This is a genomic window from Luteibacter sp. ME-Dv--P-043b, assembly GCF_030209605.1.
In the GTDB taxonomy this organism is placed as follows: Bacteria; Pseudomonadota; Gammaproteobacteria; order Xanthomonadales; family Rhodanobacteraceae; genus Luteibacter.
On sequence record NZ_JARVRT010000018.1, the window covers coordinates 42,634 to 60,822 of the forward strand.

The following is an 18,189-nucleotide window of genomic DNA, read 5'->3' on the forward strand; positions in this document are numbered from 1 at the left end:
GCGCGTTCGCAAGTTCCTGAGGAATGACGCGTGGGACTTGATTGCGATAGACGTTATAACATAACGTCGCGGCCGGACGCCTCGTGGGGTCCGGCCCTTTTCGTTTCCAGGCGTCGCTCATGCTCCCGTATTCGCACGCTGGTGACCGACGTCCGTCGCCATCGGTCCCCTGGATCATGCCGGTGGCCGGCACGCTTGCCTTCGTCCTTTCCCTGGTCGCCCTGTCGGCCGACGCACTGGCGCTCCGCCTGGCCGGCCTGTCCCTGCTGGCCGCCGCCACGGGGTGGTTCGCCGAAGGTCTGGTAGCACGCGTGCGTGCACGGCCGGACGGTTGGGTCGGCCCGGCCCGGGCCATGGCCTACCCGAAGCTGCCGTCGTCGCCCTGGCTCGCACAGGCCACGCTTGCCTTACGCCGGCTTCGGGCACGGTTCGACGCCATCGACTGGACCGGCGACTGGTTGCCGGGGATCGTGGCCGTCGCGGGCAACCTCGTCGTGCTGCTGGGCGTCGTCGGGTTCCTCCGCGTGCCAGGCTGGATGGATACGCCGCCGCCCCTGTGGACCGCGGTGGTTCTGCTGCTGGCCACGCTACCCGCCGTATTCCTGCAAAGGCTGGCGGCGACCTGGTCGCCTGGAGACGGGCCGGGCGTGGGCGATCTGCTGCGGGCGCCGCTGCTGTCCCTGGCCGCGGGCGGCGTCGCCAGCCTGTTCGCCGCGCAGGGCTACCTGTGGGCCAACGGCGTGCTTTACGTCGTCGGTGGCGTCATCGGCGCCTGTGCGGTCGAGTCCATCCTGCGCGCGGCGCTGCAACTGTTCATGCCGCTGGGTGCCACGTCCACGCGGCGCAATCCGGCCCTGCCGTGGCTGACCTCCGTGCTGCGCATGGCGTGGCCGCGTCCGGGCCGCGCGGCACGCTGGTTGCGCGATGCCTACGGGATCGATCTCGCGCGCAGTTGGGTACTGGCTTTCCTTGCCCGTGCCGCGCTGCCGACCGGCCTCTTCGTGCTGCTGCTGGCGTGGCTGTCCAGCGCCGTGACCGTCCTGGGCGTGTCGCAGCGCGCGGTCGTCGAGCGCTTCGGCGTGCCGGTCGCCGTCGTCGGACCGGGCCTGCACGTGCACCTGCCATGGCCGCTGGGGCGCGCACGCACGGTGGAGTTCGGGGTGATCCATCCGTTGCCCATCGTGTTTTCCGGCAAGCCGGGCGGTCGCCTCATGGCCGAACTGGCCAGCGCGGGTGCCGCCGATGCCGAGGGCGCCATGGGCGCGGAGGCGATTCCGGCCGCGACGGCGGACCGCCTGTGGGATGGCTCGCACCCGGGCGAGGCCAGCTACCTCATCGCCAGCCGCTCCGGTGACCGGCAGGGCTTCCAGGTGGTCAACGTCGACCTGCGCGTGGTGTTCCGCGTGGCCGACGACGACGAGGGCGCGATGGCCTCGGTGTACGGCGCCACCGATCCGGCCGCGCTCGTCCGGGCGGAGGCGGGACGCATGCTGGTGACCCATTTCTCGTCGTCCACGCTGGACGAACTGCTGGGCGAAAACCGCGCCGGTTTCGTCGAGCGCTTTCGCGACGACCTGCAACGGCGCGTGGCCGCTTTCCATGCGGGCATCGCGGTGGTCAACGTGGTGGTGGAGGCGATCCATCCGCCCAGCGGCGCCGCCTCGGCGTACCACAACGTGCAGGCGGCGGGCATCCGCAGCGACGCGATGCGTTTCCAGAGCGAGGCACGCGCGTTCGCCCTGCGCGGCAGTGCCGCCCAGGACGCATCACGAACGGTCAACCAGGCCCGCGCCGAGGCCAGCGAGAAGATCGGCGGCGCGCAGGCCACCTTCGCCACCTTCCAGGCCAGCACGAGAAGCCTGCATGCCGGGCCGGACGTGTTCGTTTTCGAATCCTGGCTGACGCACGTGGGCGACGCGCTCAACCGTGCCCACCTCACCATCATCGATCACCGCCTCGACAGCGAGAAGGCCACGCTCGACCTTCGACCCGTCGCGGCCGGACCAGGGGACACCTTGTGAGCATTACCGAAGCATCGGCCACCTCGTCGCCACGCGCCCGTGCCGTCCGCTGGTCCGTGGCGGCGGCCATCGTGCTGCTGGCCGCGGTCTGCGCGTGCATCGTCATCGTCAGCCCGGGCGAGGGCGTGGTGGTCACCCGGTTCGGCCGTCCGGACCGCGTCCTGCTGGCACCGGGCGCGGCCTTCAAATGGCCTGCGCCGGTGGAGGCCACCACGCTGGTGGATCTCCGGCTGCGCACTACCTCGAGCGGCCTGCAGGACGTGGGCACGCGCGACGGCCTGCGTGTCCTGGTGCAGGCCTATGTGGTCTGGTCGGTGCCGCATCGCGCCGACGACGTGCAGCTGTTCCTGCGTGCCGTGCAGAACGATCCGGACGTGGCCGCGTCGCAGCTGCGCAGCCTGATGGCGTCGTCGCTGGAAATGACGGCCAGCAGCTTCGACCTGGCCCAGATGGTCAACACCGATCCCGGTCGCATCCGCATCGATGCGTTCGAGGCGCGGCTGCGCGAGCGCGTGGGTGAGCAGGCCCGGCGTGTCTACGGCGTCGACATCCGCCAGGTGGGTATCGAGCGCCTGACGCTCTCCAGCGAAGCCTTGCAGGCGACGATCGACCGGATGAAATCCGAGCGTGACACGGCGGCCGCGCAACGTTCCGCCGAGGGCCAGCGGCAGGCGGCGCAGATCGTGTCCGAAGCCGAGCGCGACGCACGCATCGCCGTGGCCGGGGCCAAGGCCGAGGCGGCAGGTATCGAGGCGGACGCGCAGACGCAGTCCACCGCGATCTACCAGAAGGCGTACACCACCGATCCGAAGCTCTACACGATGCTGCGATCGTTCGACACGATGGATGCCGCGGTCGGGCCGGGCACCCGGATCATCCTGCGCACGGATGCCGCGCCGTTCCGCATGCTGGTGGACGGTCCGGCGGCCGGGCAGGGCGCGAAGAAGCCATGAGGGCCGTGCGTGCACCCGTCCTTGCCGACACGCTGACCTGGTCGTTCCGGTTGCTGTTCGCGCTGGTCGCCCTGCTGGCGGGCGCCTGGTTGCTGCACGGCGTGCAGCGCGTGCCGGCGGACAGCCGCGCGGTGGTCACGCGCTTCGGCCAGGTGGTCCGCACGGCGGGCCCTGGCCTGCTGCTGACCTGGCCCGCGCCGATCGATGCCGTGATCCTGCTGCCTTCGCAGGGCCGCCAGGTGCAGTTCGCGCCCGACGTGCTCGAGACGCGATCGCCCATGGACGAAGGCATGCAGGACGTGCCGGGGCAGGGTGCCGCCACGTCGCCGAACGCGCGCGACAACACGTGGTTCTTCATGACCGGCGACGGGGCGCTGGTGCACCTGCGCACCATGCTGTTCTACCAGATCGACGATCCGGTGGCCTTCGTGACAGCGGGCGACCATATCGAGCCCCTGCTGCGGCGTGCGCTCATCGCCGCCGCCGTACACCTGTGCGCCAGCCGCTCCCTCGACGGCATCCTGGTGGCACGGCCGGAGGCGGCGGGCACGCCACGACTCGCCATGCAGCGCGAACATTTCGCACTCGACCTGGTGAGCGAGGTCAACCGGCGCCTGGCCGCCGCGGCCGATACCCATGGCGGCATGGGCATCCGCGTGGCGCGCATCGACGTGGTGCCGTCGATCCCCGCCGGGGCCAAGGAGTCGTTCGACAGTGTGCTGACCGTCGGCCAGCAGGTGGAGCGCTCGCTGGCCGATGCGCGGACCACTGCCGAGAACCGGCGCCAGATGGCCGAGCAGAATCGCGCGCGTGCCCTCGACGAGGCGCATGCCCGCGCGCAGGAGACGGTGCACAAGGCCGAGGAGCGTTCGGCCGTGGTGCTCTCGCTGGGCCGCGACCCTTCGCTGGACCGGCGCACCGTGGTCGATCAGATCTATCGCGAGCGGGTCAGGTCGATCTTCGACATTGTCGGCCGGGTCGATACGGTACCGGCGGGCGATCGTACGCATGTCCTGATTTCCGGAGCGAGCCCATGAGCGCCACCACCACTGTCGCCTCGCCGGGCGCGATGCTGCTGACCGGCAGCGAGCGTCGCCGCTGGCGCCTGCGCATCGTTGCGGTGTTGCTGGCCGCGGGCCTCATCGCCTTTTCGTTCGTGCTGGCCGCACTGTTTCCCGAGCGCACGGTCGAGGTGGGCCTGCTCCAGGCCATCGCCGCCGTGCTCGTGGCGGGGCCCGCGTTCGCCTCGGCCCTGCGCAGCCTGCACCAGCCCGACCTGCATGGCGTGGTCGACCAGCTGGTGGCGCTGGCGATCCTGGCCTGCCTGGTGTCCGCCAACTTCGTCACCGCCACGCTGTTGCCGGTCATCATGCTGGTCGGGCAGATGCTGGAAGACCGCTCGTTGCTCGGCACGCGCGAAGCGGTGGAAGCCCTGACCGCCCTCACGGCCAGCACGGCGCGCGTGGTGCGCGAAGGCCAAGTAGACACGGTGCCTGCCGAGCGGCTGGTGGCCGGCGACGTGATCGAGGTGCGGCCTGGCGATCGCATACCCGCCGATGGCGTGGTGGTGACGGGAACGGCCAGCGTGGACACCGCATCGCTCACCGGCGAATCGCTGCCCGTGGAAGTGGCGGTGGGCGACACCGTGCTGGGCAGTTCGCTCAGCCTCAACGGCCTGCTGCACGTACGCGTGTCGCGCGTCGGCGCGCAATCCGCGCTCGGTCGCGTGGTGGCGCTGATGCAGGATGCCGAGCGGAGCAAGCCGCCGATCACCCGGCTGCTCGAGCGCTATGCGGGACGCTACCTCGTGCTGGTGTTGCTCGTCGCCCTGATCCTCTGGTTCACCACGCAGAGCATGGGCGCCGTGCTCGCGCTGCTGGTGGCCGCGTGCCCGTCCGCCATGGTGTTGGCCGCGCCATCCACCGCGCTGGCCGCGGTGAGCGTGGCCGCGCGCCACGGCATCCTGGTCAAGAGCAGCATCGTGTTCGAACGCCTGGCCGAAGCCGATGCGCTGGTGGTGGACAAGACCGGCACGGTCACCACCGGCCGCCTGCGTGTGGTCCGGCTGGCGCCATCGCGCGAGGACGATCGCGCCAGGCTGGCGTCGGTCGCCATGGCGCTCGGCGCGGCCAGCACCCATCCGGTCGGGCGTGCCATCGCGCAATGGCCGGGCACGCCGGCCGCGCTCGACGATATCCGGGAGGAAGCCGGCTTCGGCATGCGCGGGCAGGGCCCCTCGGGACCCGTGTTCCTGGGTCGCGAAAGCCTGCTCGGACAGCATGGCGTGTCGGTGTCCGAGCCGCCGGATCATGACGGGCCGGTGGCCGCCGTGGCCGAGGCGGGTCGTCTGTTGGGCTGGGTCTGCCTGGCCGACGAAGTGCGCGAGGGCGTGGCCGATACCTTGCTCGCGCTGCGCGGGCTGGGCATCCGCCGGCAAGCCTTGCTCACCGGCGATCGTCCGTCGGAAGCCGCCCGGGTCGCCGCCATCGCGGGCCTGGAGGATGTCGTCGCCGGGGCGTTGCCACCGGACAAGCTGGCCTTCGTCCAGGCGGTGGTCGCCGCGGGTGGCAAGCCGCTGGTCGTGGGCGACGGCATCAACGATGCCCTGGCGTTACGCGCGGGCCTGGTCGGCATGGCGATGGGCGGGCAGGGCAGCGACATCGCCCTGGCCTCGGCGGATATCGTGCTGGCGGGCGACGACTTCTCGCGTATCGCCACGGCGGTGCGCCTGGCGCGTCGCACCCGTCGCACGCTGCGGGTCAACCTGGGGCTCAGCGCGGCCTGGACACTGGCCCTGGTCGGCATGGCGCTCGGCGGCGGATGGGCCGGCAACGGCGCCCTCGCCGCCGCGATGCTGCAAAACCTCGGCGCGTTCATCGTCATCGCGAATGCAGGAAGACTGCTCAAATTCAACGAAACCTGACGCCATCGCTCGCTTCGAGTGTTATATTATAACAATACTCACCCGGAGACGAACCCATGAATATGTCGATGATGGTCTTTCCGTTCCTGCTCGCGCTGTTGCCCGCCGCCGCCGGCGCCGAGGAACGTCACCTGGGGCCCCATGTGCATGGCCAGGCCAGCGTCGGCGTGTCGATGGAAGCCGACGCGCTCGACGTGCAGTTGAGCCTGCCCGGCCATGACGCCGTCGGCTTCGAGCACCCGCCGGGCTCGGCGCAGGAGCACGCGGCGCTGGACAAGGCCCTTGCCACGCTGAAGGCGGGAACCTGGTTCGTGCCCGCCGCGGCGGCCAGCTGCACGCTCGTGTCCGCGACGGTGTCGCCGCACGGGTTCGGCGGTGCGACCGAGCCCGGCGGCCATGCCGATATCGACGCGGCGTATCACTACACCTGCCACACCGCGGCGCGGCTGGATCACGTCGACGTTCGTCTGGCGGCGGCGTTCCCGGGGCTGCAGAAGATCGTGGTCGACACCATCGGTGGCTCGGGCAGCAACCAGCAGACCCTGCAGGGCACCGCCAGCCACGTGGACCTGCAGCCATGAGCGCGCCCTTCGCCGCCACGCGCGCGAACCGGTTGCCCGTCACCGTGTTGTCGGGTTTCCTCGGTGCGGGCAAGACCACGTTGTTGAACCACGTGCTGCATAACCGAGACGGACGACGGGTGGCGGTGATCGTCAACGACATGAGCGAGGTGAACATCGATGCGTCGCTGATCCGCGACGGCGGTGCCGATCTCAGTCGCACCGAGGAAAAACTGGTCGAGTTTTCCAACGGCTGCATCTGCTGCACGCTGCGCGACGACCTGATGCAGGAGGTGCGCCGGCTGGCCGATGAAGGCCGCTTCGATTACCTGCTGATCGAATCCACGGGCATCGGCGAGCCCATGCCCGTGGCAGCGACCTTCCACGTGCGTGACGAGGACGGCTTCTCGCTGTCCGACCTGGCGCGGCTGGATACGATGGTCACGGTGGTCGACGGCCCCAGTTTCCTCGCCGATTTCTGTTCCACCGATTCCATCGCCTCGCGTGGCCAGTCCAACGGCGACGACGACGATCGCTCGCTGGTCACCCTGCTCACCGAGCAGGTGGAATTCGCCGACGTCATCGTGGTGAACAAGTGCGACCGGCTGGACAGCGTGGCACGGCGGCAGGTGCGCGCCGTGCTGCGTGCGCTCAACCGTGACGCGCGGATCGTCGAGGCGGCGTTCGGCGAGGTGGACCTCGCGCTGGTGCTGGATACCGGCCTGTTCGATTACGACAAGGCGCAGACGGCGCCGGGCTGGGTCAAGGAGCTGATGGGGGCGCACACCCCCGAGACCGAGGCCTATGGCATCACCAGCTTCGTCTATCGCGCCACGCGGCCGTTCCATCCGGCACGTCTGCAACGGCTGTTCGACGAGGGCATCCGCGGCGTGCTGCGCGCCAAGGGCTATTTCTGGCTGGCCTCGCGCATGGACTGGGTAGGCAGCCTGGCCGTGGCCGGCGGTGCCACCGAGGTCGCCGCCGCCGGTCATTGGTGGGCCAGTCGTCATCGCGTGCGCGCCGGCCTTCGCGCGCCCTTCGTCGAAGGCGATCTCGGGGTGTCCCCGCCGGACGCCGACGAGCTGCCGGGCGACGACCAGCGCCGGGCGGTGCTGGCGCTGTGGGACGCCCGTTACGGCGACCGTCGGCAGGAACTGGTGATGATCGGTGTCGACCTGCCTGAGGCGGCGGTGCGCGAGGCACTGGATGCCTGCCTGCTCACCGACGAGGAAATGGCCCTGGGTACCGTCGCCTGGCGATCGTTGCCCGATCCGTTCCCGGGCTGGTCGCTGTCGCGCGAAAATAATTCGTAAAAAACGCCCTTCGGAAAGACGACCGAAAGACGGCTCGGCGTTAATCGCGCTGCTGCAGTGCAGCGACCATCCCTGGAGCGGCGCGATGTATCCAACGAGCTATAAACGCAGGGGCATGCAACCGCCACCATCGGCCTGACCGCACGGCCATGCCACGGGTGGCCCGCTGTCGCGGGTGCCCTTCGTTTTCCATGACACGTATCGCGTCGCACGCCCGAGCCTCCGCATCGGGCGGTGCACGTCTGCGTGTGCGCTCGAGATCGCGCCATGACATCCCTTGCCCTTCGCCTTGCCCTCGTCCCGTTCGCCCTGGTCGCCCTCGCCGGCGCTCTCGCCGGTTGTTCGCACCCGCCGTCGGCTGCCGCGCCGGTGCCCGCTTTCACCGTGGAACACGGTGTGTTGAAGGTCGGGGCCGGATCGCCGTTGCGTCGGGCCCTCACCATCGCGCCGGTGCGGGTGGATGCCGCCGCCGCGCATGTCACCTGGCCGACCACGGTGGAAGCCGATCCGGTGCACACCGTTGCCATCGTCTCGCCCGGCACCGGCCGGATCGCACGGATCCGGGTGGGCCTGGGCGATCGTGTCGAAAAAGGCCAGGTGCTGCTCACGCTGGCGTCGGTCGACATCGCCGATGCCCGCGCGGACGAACGCAAGGCGGTCGACGCGCTGGCCCTGGCTCGTGAGGCCCTGGATCGTGCGCAGAAAGTCAGCGACGCCGGTGGCGCGTCCACCCGTGACCTGGAAGCCGCGCGCAGCGCCTCGGCCCAGGCGACTGCCGAGGAAGTCCGCGCACGGGCACGCCTGGCCGCCCTGGCCGGCGGGGCGGATGCCGTAGCGAAAGACGGCAGCGTCGCGGTCAGGGCGCCGCTGGCCGGCGTCGTCACCGCACTCGGCGTCGCGCCGGGTGCGCTGGTCGCCGATGCGACCACGGCGCTGCTGACGATCAGCGACACCGGCCATGCCTGGGTAACGGCCTACGTGCCCGAAGACCAGGCCGGCTGGGTCCATCGCGGCAGCACGGCGGCACTGACCTTCATCGGCTTGCCGGGCGTGGTGCTGCAGGGTCGCGTGGAGGCGATCGATCCGGCACTGGACGGCGACACGCGGCGGCTGAAGGCGCACTTCGTCGTGGCCGGACAGGAGGATCGCCTGCGTCCCAACATGTTCGGACAGGCCACCTTCGACGCGCCCGATAGCCCCCACGTACTGGTGCCGCAAAGCGCACTGGTCATGGACAACGACCGGCTGAGCGTCTTCCTCGAACGCGCGCCCTGGTGTTTCGAACGACACACGGTGGAGGCCGGCCGCGAGGTGGGTGCCGACGTGGAGATCGTGCAGGGCCTGAAGGCCGGCGATGCCGTGGTCACGCGTGGCGGAGTGCTGCTGCAATGATCGCGCGCCTGATGACGTTCTGCTTCCATCGCCTGGGCGTAGTGGCCGCGGTGATGTTGCTCACGCTGGGCTACGGCTATTACGCCGCCACCCAGATCGCCATCGAGGCCTACCCGGAGCTGAGTGACGTGACCGCGCAGGTCACCACGCAGGCGCCCGGCCTGGCCGCCGAGGAGATCGAGCAGCAGATCACCACGCCGATCGAACGCGCGCTGGCCGGTGTGCCGGGCCTGGCCACGATGCGGTCGAGCAGCTCGTTCGGCCTGTCGCTGATCACGCTGACCTTCAAGGAAGGCAGCGAGGACTACTGGGTACGCTCGCGCATCCGCGAGAAGCTGGCCGACGTGTCGTTGCCGTCCGGCGTGTCCGCCGGGTTGGATGCCGTGTCCGGCCCTGCCGGCGAGATCTACCGCTACACGCTGGAATCGCCGTCGAAGAACCTGATGCAGTTGTCCGAGTTGCAACGCTGGGTGGTGATCCCGGCCCTCAAGCAGGTACCCGGGGTGGCCGAGGTGGACAACTTCGGCGGCTTCACCAAGGAGTTCCAGCTCACCGTGGACCCGGCCGCCCTGCAACGACTGGGCGTCGGCATGAACGACGTGATCGCCGCGATGGCCGCCAACAATGCCAACGCGGGCGGCGGGCGCATCTCGCGCGGCGAGCAGTCCTACGTGGTGCGCGGCATCGGGCTGGTCCGGTCGCTGGACGACATGGGCGCCATCGTGGTCGCGCACAACCACGGCGTGCCCGTGATGCTGCGCGACGTCGGTCGGCTGTCGTACGGTCACCAGACCCGCGAGGGCATCCTCGGCAAGGACGGCAACCCCGATGCGGTCGAGGGTATCGTCGACATGCTGCTGCACGAGAACGCCTCGCGCGTGCTGCAGGGCATCCACGCGACGGTGTCGTCACTCAACCGGAAGCTGGCCGCGGAAGACGTGCGGATCGTGCCTTACATCGATCGCGACGACCTGGTCCAGGCCACCGTGCACAAGGTGCAGCACACGGTAGTGGAAGGCGTCGGCCTGGTCTGCCTGGTGCTCATCCTGTTTCTCGGCAGCCCGCGCAGCGCGCTGATCGCGGCCGTCACCATCCCGTTTTCGCTGGTGGTGGTGTTCATCCTGATGCACCTGACGAAAACGCCGGCGAACCTGTTCTCGCTCGGCGCGATCGATTTCGGCGTGATCGTCGACGGCGCCATCGTGGTCACCGAGACGATCCTGCGACGTCGCGAGGCGCATCCGACCACCACGCTGTCGCCGGAGGAAGTGCTCGAGGCGACGGCCAAGGTGGCCCGGCCGATCTTCTTCGCCACGCTCATCATCATCACCGCCTACCTGCCGCTGCTGGCGTTCGAGCACGCGGAAGGCAAGCTGTTCGCGCCGATGGCCTATACGGTGGGCTTCGCGCTGATCGGCGCGCTGCTGACCACGCTGGTGCTGATTCCCGGCCTGGCGTACCTCGCGTTTCGCAAGCCGCACAAGCTGTTCCACAACAAGCCGCTGGAGTGGCTGCAGAACCGTTATGCGGGTGCGCTCGGCCGGTTGCTGGTCAGGCCATGGATCGCGGCGGTGGCCGTGCTGGTCACCCTGGCGTGTGTCGCCGTCATGGGCAGCAACGTGGGGCGGGAATTCCTGCCGGATCTCGACGAGGGCGCCCTGTGGGTGCAGGTGCAGCTGCCCTCCGGCCTGTCGCTGGAGAAGGCCAGCGCCATGGCCTCCGATTATCGGGCGGCCGTGCGTGCCTTCCCCGAAGTGTCTTACGTGGTCACGCAGCTGGGCCGCAACGACGACGGCACCGATCCGTGGACGCCCTCGCACATCGAATCCGGCGTGGGCCTGACCCCTTACGACACTTGGCCCGCCGGCGAGACCAAGGCCAGCTTCGTCGCCCGGCTGAACCGACGGCTGAGCGCCATGCCGGGTATCAGCGTCGGTATCAGCCAGCCCATCGTGGACGGCGAGAACGACAAGATCGGCGGGGCGCACAGCCCGCTGGTGCTGCGCATCTACGGCGACGACTTCAAGGAACTGCGGCGGATCGGCAACGGTGTGGTCGATGTGCTCAAGGGTATCGACGGCACCGCGGACGCGTCCATCTTCCAGGAGTCGCCCGTGCCGCAGATCGCCATCGAGGTGGACCGCGAAGCGGCCGCGCGCTACGGCATCAACGTGGCGGACATCGATGCCCTCATCCAGACCGGCCTGGGCGGTGCGCCCGTGTCGCAGGTTTACGTGGACGACCGCGTCTACAACATGACCGCCAAGGTGCCGCGCGACGTGGCCGCCGACCGCGACCGGCTGGGCACGTTGACGCTGCGCAGCGCCGATGGCATGCAGGTGCCGCTGTCGATGGTGACGCATATCCGCGAGCAATCCGGCGAAGCCACGGTGGCGCACGAGATGGGCCGACGCAACCTCATCGTGCGCGTGGACAACGAAGGGCGGGCCCTGTCCGATTACCTCGCCGAGGCCAACCGGAAGATCCAGTCCGATGTGCATTTCGACCGCAGTCGTTACCGGCTGGAGTGGGGCGGCCAGTTCGAGAACCAGCAACGCGCGCAATCGCGCCTGGCGCTGGCGCTGTGCATGGTGGTGGCGGTGATGACGATCTTCCTGTTCGCCGAGTTCGGCAAGCTGCGCCAGGCCGCGCTGGTCCTCGGCGTGGTGCCGCTGGCCGCGCTGGGCGGCATGCTGGCCATCGTGCTGCGCGGGGAGACGCTGAACATCGCCACGGCGGTGGGCTTCATCGCGCTGTTCGGCGTCGCGGTACAGAACGGGGTCATCATGGTGTCCAACTTCAACCGGGTACGCGAGAAAGGCGTGGGTATCGTCGATGCCGTGATGGCCGGCGCGACGCAACGTTTCCGACCCGTGCTGATGACCGCGACGGTCGCCACCGCCGGCATGCTGCCCGCCGCGCTGGCCACGGGCATCGGTACCGACGTGCAGCGTGGGCTGGCCACGGTGGTGGTGGGCGGGCTGGGTATCGCCACGCTGCTGACGCTGTTCGTGCTGCCTGCGCTGTATTGCCTGATCGAAGCGCGCGCGGAGCGCCGTGCCGGCCGCCGGAGGAACGACGCATGATGCCGTTGCATTCGTACGTACGCCGCATGGCGATCCTGGCCTGGCCGCTGTTGGCTGCGGGCTGCGCCGTCGGGCCCGACTTCCGGCACCCCGACCTGGCTCGGGACTACCCGTCGCCGGATGCCCCGGCCGCGCCGGTACGGGACCTGCGTGCCGACTGGTGGTCCGGTTTCGGCAACGCGCAGCTGGATGCGCGCGTGGCGCGCGCCCTGCGCAACAACCCCGACGTGCAGGCCGCGCAGGCGGCGTTGATGGCGGCGCGTGAAACGGCCGAGGCGCAGCGCGGCAGCTTCTTCCCTGCCGTGAGTGCCGAGGTGAACCCCACGCGGCAGAAGACCTCCGGCGCTCTTTCCAGCGTGCCTGCCGACGGCAGTTACGTGTACAGCCTGCACACCGCCAGCCTGACGATGGCCTATACGCCCGACCTTTTCGGCGGCAACCGCCGGAGCGTCGAGGCGCTGGTCTCGCAGGCCGATGCGCAGGAAGCCCAATGGCAGGCCACGCGGCTGACCCTGATTGCCAACGTGGCCGTCGGCTTCATCCAGGAGGCCGGGCTGGCCGCGCAGTTGCACGCGGTCGATGCCGCGGTGCAGACGCAGCAGCATTCCCTGGAGATCGTGCAGAAACGCCTCGCGCTGGGTGACGCATCGCGCGGCGACGTGCTGTTGCAGACCGCGGTCCTGGCCGCCGTGCAGGCGCAGCGTCCCGCGCTGGAGAAGCAGCTGGCCCAGCAGCGCGACCGCAATGCCGTTCTCGAGGGCCTTGGCGCGGCGGCTCCGGCTGCCGATCCCGCCACGCTGGCATCGATCCAGATGCCCGCCGACCTGCCTGCGAGCGTGCCCTCGGCATGGCTGGAAGACCGGCCGGATATCCGCATGGCTGAGGCGCAATGGCATGCCGCGCGGGCCCAGGTCGGCGTGGCGACGGCGATGCGGTTGCCGTCACTGACGCTGACGGCCGGGGGCGGAAGCTCCGCGGCCAGTTTCGGCAGGCTGTTCGGGCCAGGCACGGCGTTCTGGAACCTCGCCGGTGACCTGGCCGCGCCGATCTTCGACGGCGGGGCACTGCGGCACAAACAGCGGGCCGCGGAAGCGACCGACCGTCAGGCCGCCGCGACGTATCGCAGCACGGTGATCAATGCCTTTGCCAACGTTGCCGATGCCCTGCATGCGCGCGAGGCCGACGAACGGGGATACCAGCTGGCGCTGACCGCACGTGACGCGGCGGCGCAGAGCTACCAGGTGGCGCAGGCGCAGTCCGCCGCCGGTGACATCAGCACGCTCACGCTACTTGCCGCAGAGCAGACACTGCGCAACGCCGAAGTCGCCCTCGCTAGCGCGCAAACGCAACGCCTTGAAGATGCCGTAGCCCTCCTGCAGGCCATCACCCCTGGGTAGGAGCGCACGATGTGCGCGATCCCCGTTCCCCCCCGACGCCAATCCCCGCCGTCAACGACGATCCCTGCACAGCCTTTTCATGACACGCGTGAGACACCACCGGGTACCTCATCCCGCTGGAACCGCCATGACCCGTCTCGCCCCTCGTTACCTCGCCCTTGCCCTCGCCTTGGCCGTTGGCACCACCGGTATGGCTTTCGCACAGACCAATGAAGCCCAGGCCGACCGTGCGGCCCCTAATCCGGCGACGATGACCAACGCGCCGGACGCCAAGTTCGTCGAAGCCGCCAGCGCCGCGGGCCTTGCGGAAGTGTCGCTGGGCAAGCTGGGCGCGCAGCAGGGCCAGTCGCAGGACGTGAAGGCCTTCGGCCAGCAGATGGTGGACGATCACACCAAGGCCAACGATGAACTCAAGACCATCGCCGCCGGCAAGTCCATCCCCGTGTCCACGTTGCCGATGGCCCAGGACGCGAAGGCCGCGACCATGATCGCCAAGAAGCAAGGTGCGGCATTCGACGCGGCCTTCAAGAAAAAGATGGTGGCCGACCACGAAAAGGCGGTGATGCTGTTCACGAAGGAATCGAAAGGCGGCAAGGATCCCGACCTGAAGGCCTTCGCAACCAAGACCCTGCCCACGCTGCAGCATCACCTGGAGATGGCGAAACAGCTGCCCGCGGGCAAGTAAGCCGCGCTCCTGACCACGTATTCACGCCCGACCCCGGGCCCGCTACGATAGATGCCGTAGCTTCGCCCGGGGTCTGCGCGTTTCACGGCATCCGATCGACATTTATCCATGCACGCTGCCTGGCAGGCCCGGCAGGTCAAAGTACGAGATCCGAATGAGCGACGAACCCCAGTGGCCTGCCGACACGGCAGGCAGCGGTAACCGCGTGGCGTTGGGTTACACGGGAATGGACCATCCCGAGCACGACATCTTTTTCGCCGCGGTGCAGACCACCCGCATGCCGATGATCGTGACCAATCCCAGCCTGCCGGACAATCCCATTGTCTTCGCCAACGAAGCCTTCATCCGCATGACCGGCTATTCGTCGGCCGAACTCATAGGCCAGAACTGCCGCTTCCTGCAGGGCAAGGACACGGACATGGACACCGTGGCCGAGATCCGCAAGGCGGTTGAGGAGCGGCGCGAGATCGCCACCGAGATCCTCAACTACCGCAAGGACGGCGCGACGTTCTGGAATGCGCTGTTCATTTCCCCTGTCTACGACCGCGCGGGCAAGCTGATCTATTTCTTCGCGTCACAGCTGGATATCAGCCGGCGGCGCGATGCGGAAGATGCCCTGCGCCAGGCGCAGAAAATGGAAGCGCTGGGACAGCTCACCGGCGGCATCGCCCACGACTTCAACAACCTGTTGCAGGTCATCACCGGTTACCTCGAAGGCATCGGCATGACCGCCGCGCGCCCGGAGTCCGATGTCGAGCGCATCCAGCGTCAGGTGGATTCGGCACAAAAGGCGGTGAAGCGTGCCGCCACGCTCACCCAGCAGTTGCTCTCGTTCGCCCGCAAGCAACGGCTGGACGGCCGTACCGTGAACGCCAACGCGTTGATCGAGGGCATGCACGACATGATGTTGCGCGTGCTTGGCGAGGCCGCCGACATCCGGCTCCAGTTCGACGACGACCTGCACCTGTGCCGCATCGACCCCACACAGGGCGAGGTGGCGCTGCTCAATATCGTCATCAACGCGCGTGACGCCATGGCCGGCCGTACCGGGCAGGTCATCACCATCGGAACGCGGAACGTCAGCATCGGACCCTCGGACGAACGCTCCTTCAGCGACCTGCGCCCAGGCGGCTACGTCGAGATTTCCGTGACGGACACCGGCAACGGCATGCCGCCGGACGTGATCCAGCGGGTCATGGAGCCGTTCTTCACCACGAAGGAAGAAGGCCGGGGCACCGGCCTGGGCCTCTCCATGGTGTACGGCTTCGCACGCCAGTCCGGGGGCGGGGTGCACATCTACTCGGAAGAAGGCGTGGGTACCACGGTGCGCCTGTTCTTCCCGGCGGCCAGCGCGGATATCCATCACCCGATCGAGAAACGCATCGACCCCACGGTGGAACGCCGCGGTCACGAACGCATCCTCGTCGTCGAGGACCGCGAGGACGTGGCCGAACTGGCGCGCGATATCCTCGAGGAGAACGGCTATGCCGTTCACGTGGCGGCGCACGCACAGGAGGCACTCGCCTACCTGGACGAGGGGCGAAAGTTCGACCTGTTGTTCACGGACCTCATCATGCCCGGCGGCATGAACGGCGTGATGCTGGCCCGGAAGGTGAGGGAGCGGTTGCCGCGCGTGCGCATCCTGCTGACGACGGGCTATGCCGATTCCTCGATCGAACGCCAGGACGCCGGCGGCAAGGAGTTCGACATCATCCACAAGCCGTATGGGCGCGCCGAACTGGCAAGGAAGATTCGTATCGTCCTGGAGGGGCACACGGGCGTCAGTTGACCGGTATGGACGGCTAAATGTTTCCTGAATCGGGCCCCTTGAACTTTTTTCGGAAGTTCATAAATTACGACCGCTGGCCGCTTCGGGGCCAGCCTCGCCACGGCCCATCCCGGGCGTGGCGCCGAGAACTCATTACCATGTTGCGAGGATATGGCTATGCGAACTCTTCTTAATGTGGCTCCGCTCCATCGTTCGAGCGTCGGCTTCGATCGCGTCTTCGACCTGCTGGAGGCGGCCACCGTGCGCGGCCAGTCGGCCGACAACTACCCGCCGTTCGATTCGGTGAAGCTCGCCGACGACCAGTACCGTATCACCATGGCAGTCGCCGGTTTCCGCGAGGACGAACTGGAGATTTCTACCCAGGCGAACTGGCTGCTGGTCAGCGGTGAACGCCAGGCCGAAACCGAGGGCGAATACCTGCACCGCGGCATCGCGACACGTCCGTTCCAGCGACGCTTCGAACTGGCGGAGCACGTGCATGTCACCGGCGCGACGCTCCGTGACGGGCTGCTCTCCATCGAGCTGAAGCGTGAAGTGCCCGAGGCGATGAAGCCGCGGCGTATCGACATCGCGTCGCAGCCGCATCCGAAGGAAAGCGTGCGACACCTGCTGGACCAGGCGGCATCGTGATGTGCGTTTCGTGACATGTGTATCGGGAGCCCTGCGTTTGCGGGGCTCTTTTTTTGCGGGGAAATCTTGGGATTTGGCGGGGGAGCGTACGTGGATCGCGTACATCGTGCGCTCCTACACCTGTGTACTTGGATCGCCCACATCGTGGGCTCCTACATGCGTGCGGATGTAGGAGCTCACGATGTGGGCGATGCTTTGATCGGCGCACGTCACCCTGATCGACGCCGCGTGCCGATCAGGGCGTGCCGTAGGGCAGGGTGTGCTCGGAAGACGTCACGGCGGTGCCGGGGAAGACGCCGTAGGGAAGCATCGTACCCGCTGCGGAAGCGCGGACCGGTGCCGTGGCTGCGGTATCCGCCGAATACGCCGAAGACCTTTGCTCCGAAGTGACGAGGCGATGCCACTGCGGCGCGGTGGCCATGACGCCGAGGGCGAGCACGATCAATGCGAGCGGAAACGCGTGGCCAGCGGGGCGGGCGGAGACGGAGGTGTTCATGCAAGGTCCTGCGCCAGGGCGGGGCGCCCTGTTCTTCGGGTAAAAGCTTGCGCGCTTGCTCGCGTGCGATCCAATCGTTCGTTGCTATGGACGCGATAGGGCCCGCGAATGCGTCAGTCGCGCGCGATGGCGAAGTCGCGGGCCACCGGCGTATCCAGGGCACGGACGATCGATGCGACGATCCGGGCGAAGGCTTCCGGATCTTCCAGCACCATCAGGTGACCGACGCCGGGCATCACGTAGGTTTCCACTGCCATGGCGGCCAGACGCGTGGGCACGCCGAGGGCGCTGGACGAGAGTTCGCCCTGGATCAGGTAGGTGGGTGTCTGCGCCATGACCCGCGACACCGCCGTGGCGTAACCGGGGTGCACGGTTTCCACCAGCAGCGCCCGGGCCATCGCGTGGACCGCGGTGGCGGACTGGTGGTTCAGCCATTCACGTACACGATCCACATGCACGGGATCGCCCCGCAGGTGTTCGGGAGCCAGGAAGACGCCAGGGTCGGCCTGTGCGCGGTCCAGCCATGCCTGGATCTGTCCCGGACCCATGGGGGCGAGGCGCGACGACAGGAAAGCATCGCTGGGGGCGAGATTGCCTTCGGCACTGATCAGGCCGGTCACGCGGTCGGGCCAACGCTCCGCGAAACGGATGCACAGGGGCGCACCGCCCGAATGGCCGGCGAGCACCACCGGCTGCTCGCCGAAGGCCTGGCGGATCAAGCCGTCCAGGTGGGTCACCTGCTCGGCGACCGAGGGCGGGCGTTGTCCTGCATAGGCTCCGTAGCCGATCAGGTCGGGACTGAGCACCCACGCCGGGTCCATGCCGGTGAGCAGTTGCGGGAACCTGAGATGGCCGATGAAGCCATGCACGTAGACGAGCGGTAGTGGCATCCGGACTTCCTCCAGGGAAGTTATCGGCCGGCGTCGTCGTCTGCTTGAGGGGCC

At 68.5% G+C, this 18,189-nt stretch carries 14 protein-coding genes; 12 read left to right on the plus strand and 2 right to left on the minus strand.

What is annotated here, in order from left to right; genetic code table 11:
* Positions 1-182: 182 nt before the first annotated feature.
* From QRN34_RS11610 to QRN34_RS11665, 12 genes are all read left to right on the plus strand, one after another.
* Positions 183-2,021 carry a protease modulator HflK gene (locus QRN34_RS11610; RefSeq protein WP_285404627.1) on the plus strand — a complete coding sequence of 613 codons (1,839 nt, stop codon included), beginning with the start codon at positions 183-185 and terminating at the stop codon, positions 2,019-2,021.
* Positions 2,018-2,974 carry an SPFH domain-containing protein gene (locus tag QRN34_RS11615; protein ID WP_285404628.1) on the plus strand — a complete coding sequence of 319 codons (957 nt, stop codon included), beginning with the start codon at positions 2,018-2,020 and terminating at the stop codon, positions 2,972-2,974. The genes QRN34_RS11610 and QRN34_RS11615 overlap by 4 nt, the downstream gene beginning before the upstream one ends.
* A 5-nt stretch (positions 2,975-2,979) precedes the next feature.
* Complete coding sequence (locus tag QRN34_RS11620) at positions 2,980-4,011, plus strand: SPFH domain-containing protein (protein ID WP_285404629.1); 1,032 nt, start codon at positions 2,980-2,982, stop codon at positions 4,009-4,011.
* Positions 4,008-5,897 carry a cation-translocating P-type ATPase gene (locus tag QRN34_RS11625; protein WP_285404630.1) on the plus strand — a complete coding sequence of 630 codons (1,890 nt, stop codon included), beginning with the start codon at positions 4,008-4,010 and terminating at the stop codon, positions 5,895-5,897. The genes QRN34_RS11620 and QRN34_RS11625 overlap by 4 nt, the downstream gene beginning before the upstream one ends.
* A gap of 56 nt (positions 5,898-5,953) precedes the next feature.
* Positions 5,954-6,478, plus strand: a complete 525-nt coding sequence (locus tag QRN34_RS11630; RefSeq protein ID WP_051938834.1) for a DUF2796 domain-containing protein — start codon at positions 5,954-5,956, stop codon at positions 6,476-6,478.
* Positions 6,475-7,770 (plus strand): GTP-binding protein, encoded by a 1,296-nt coding sequence (locus QRN34_RS11635; RefSeq protein ID WP_285404631.1) that lies wholly within the window; start codon positions 6,475-6,477, stop codon positions 7,768-7,770. The genes QRN34_RS11630 and QRN34_RS11635 overlap by 4 nt, the downstream gene beginning before the upstream one ends.
* A 267-nt stretch (positions 7,771-8,037) precedes the next feature.
* Positions 8,038-9,162 (plus strand): efflux RND transporter periplasmic adaptor subunit, encoded by a 1,125-nt coding sequence (locus tag QRN34_RS11640; protein WP_285404632.1) that lies wholly within the window; start codon positions 8,038-8,040, stop codon positions 9,160-9,162.
* On the plus strand, positions 9,159-12,248 hold the full coding sequence (locus tag QRN34_RS11645) for a CusA/CzcA family heavy metal efflux RND transporter (RefSeq protein ID WP_285404633.1): 3,090 nt from the start codon (positions 9,159-9,161) through the stop codon (positions 12,246-12,248). The genes QRN34_RS11640 and QRN34_RS11645 overlap by 4 nt, the downstream gene beginning before the upstream one ends.
* On the plus strand, positions 12,245-13,645 hold the full coding sequence (locus QRN34_RS11650; protein WP_285404634.1) for an efflux transporter outer membrane subunit: 1,401 nt from the start codon (positions 12,245-12,247) through the stop codon (positions 13,643-13,645). Before QRN34_RS11645 ends, QRN34_RS11650 begins: the two co-directional genes overlap by 4 nt.
* Positions 13,646-13,772: 127 nt before the next feature.
* Positions 13,773-14,330, plus strand: a complete 558-nt coding sequence (locus tag QRN34_RS11655) for a DUF4142 domain-containing protein (protein WP_285404635.1) — start codon at positions 13,773-13,775, stop codon at positions 14,328-14,330.
* A gap of 226 nt (positions 14,331-14,556) precedes the next feature.
* Positions 14,557-16,119: a histidine kinase famiy protein gene (locus QRN34_RS11660; RefSeq protein WP_285404985.1), complete on the plus strand. Its 1,563-nt coding sequence runs from the start codon at positions 14,557-14,559 to the stop codon at positions 16,117-16,119.
* Positions 16,120-16,275: 156 nt separating this feature from the next.
* A complete protein-coding gene (locus tag QRN34_RS11665; RefSeq protein ID WP_285404636.1) occupies positions 16,276-16,749 on the plus strand; it encodes an Hsp20 family protein in 474 nt (157 codons plus the stop codon).
* A 235-nt stretch (positions 16,750-16,984) separates the two neighbouring features.
* Here QRN34_RS11665 and QRN34_RS11670 read toward each other — a convergent pair whose 3' ends face one another.
* The gene (locus QRN34_RS11670; RefSeq protein WP_285404637.1) at positions 16,985-17,245 is read right to left on the minus strand and encodes a hypothetical protein; all 261 of its coding nucleotides are present in this window, start codon (positions 17,243-17,245) and stop codon (positions 16,985-16,987) included.
* A 113-nt stretch (positions 17,246-17,358) separates the two neighbouring features.
* On the minus strand, positions 17,359-18,135 hold the full coding sequence (locus QRN34_RS11675) for an alpha/beta hydrolase (protein WP_285404638.1): 777 nt from the start codon (positions 18,133-18,135) through the stop codon (positions 17,359-17,361).
* Positions 18,136-18,189 lie beyond the last annotated feature (54 nt).

What these genes read in the sequence shown, in the direction of transcription:
- QRN34_RS11645 (WP_285404633.1), top strand. Translation starts at nt 9,159, where the DNA reads ATGATCGCGCGCCTGATGACGTTCTGCTTCCATCGCCTGGGCGTAGTG.
- QRN34_RS11640 (WP_285404632.1), top strand. Translation starts at nt 8,038, where the DNA reads ATGACATCCCTTGCCCTTCGCCTTGCCCTCGTCCCGTTCGCCCTGGTC.
- QRN34_RS11675 (WP_285404638.1), bottom strand. Translation starts at nt 18,135, where the DNA reads ATGCCACTACCGCTCGTCTACGTGCATGGCTTCATCGGCCATCTCAGG.
- QRN34_RS11630 (WP_051938834.1), top strand. Translation starts at nt 5,954, where the DNA reads ATGAATATGTCGATGATGGTCTTTCCGTTCCTGCTCGCGCTGTTGCCC.
- QRN34_RS11655 (WP_285404635.1), top strand. Translation starts at nt 13,773, where the DNA reads ATGACCCGTCTCGCCCCTCGTTACCTCGCCCTTGCCCTCGCCTTGGCC.
- QRN34_RS11635 (WP_285404631.1), top strand. Translation starts at nt 6,475, where the DNA reads ATGAGCGCGCCCTTCGCCGCCACGCGCGCGAACCGGTTGCCCGTCACC.
- QRN34_RS11650 (WP_285404634.1), top strand. Translation starts at nt 12,245, where the DNA reads ATGATGCCGTTGCATTCGTACGTACGCCGCATGGCGATCCTGGCCTGG.
- QRN34_RS11625 (WP_285404630.1), top strand. Translation starts at nt 4,008, where the DNA reads ATGAGCGCCACCACCACTGTCGCCTCGCCGGGCGCGATGCTGCTGACC.
- QRN34_RS11670 (WP_285404637.1), bottom strand. Translation starts at nt 17,245, where the DNA reads ATGAACACCTCCGTCTCCGCCCGCCCCGCTGGCCACGCGTTTCCGCTC.
- QRN34_RS11665 (WP_285404636.1), top strand. Translation starts at nt 16,276, where the DNA reads ATGCGAACTCTTCTTAATGTGGCTCCGCTCCATCGTTCGAGCGTCGGC.
- QRN34_RS11660 (WP_285404985.1), top strand. Translation starts at nt 14,557, where the DNA reads ATGGACCATCCCGAGCACGACATCTTTTTCGCCGCGGTGCAGACCACC.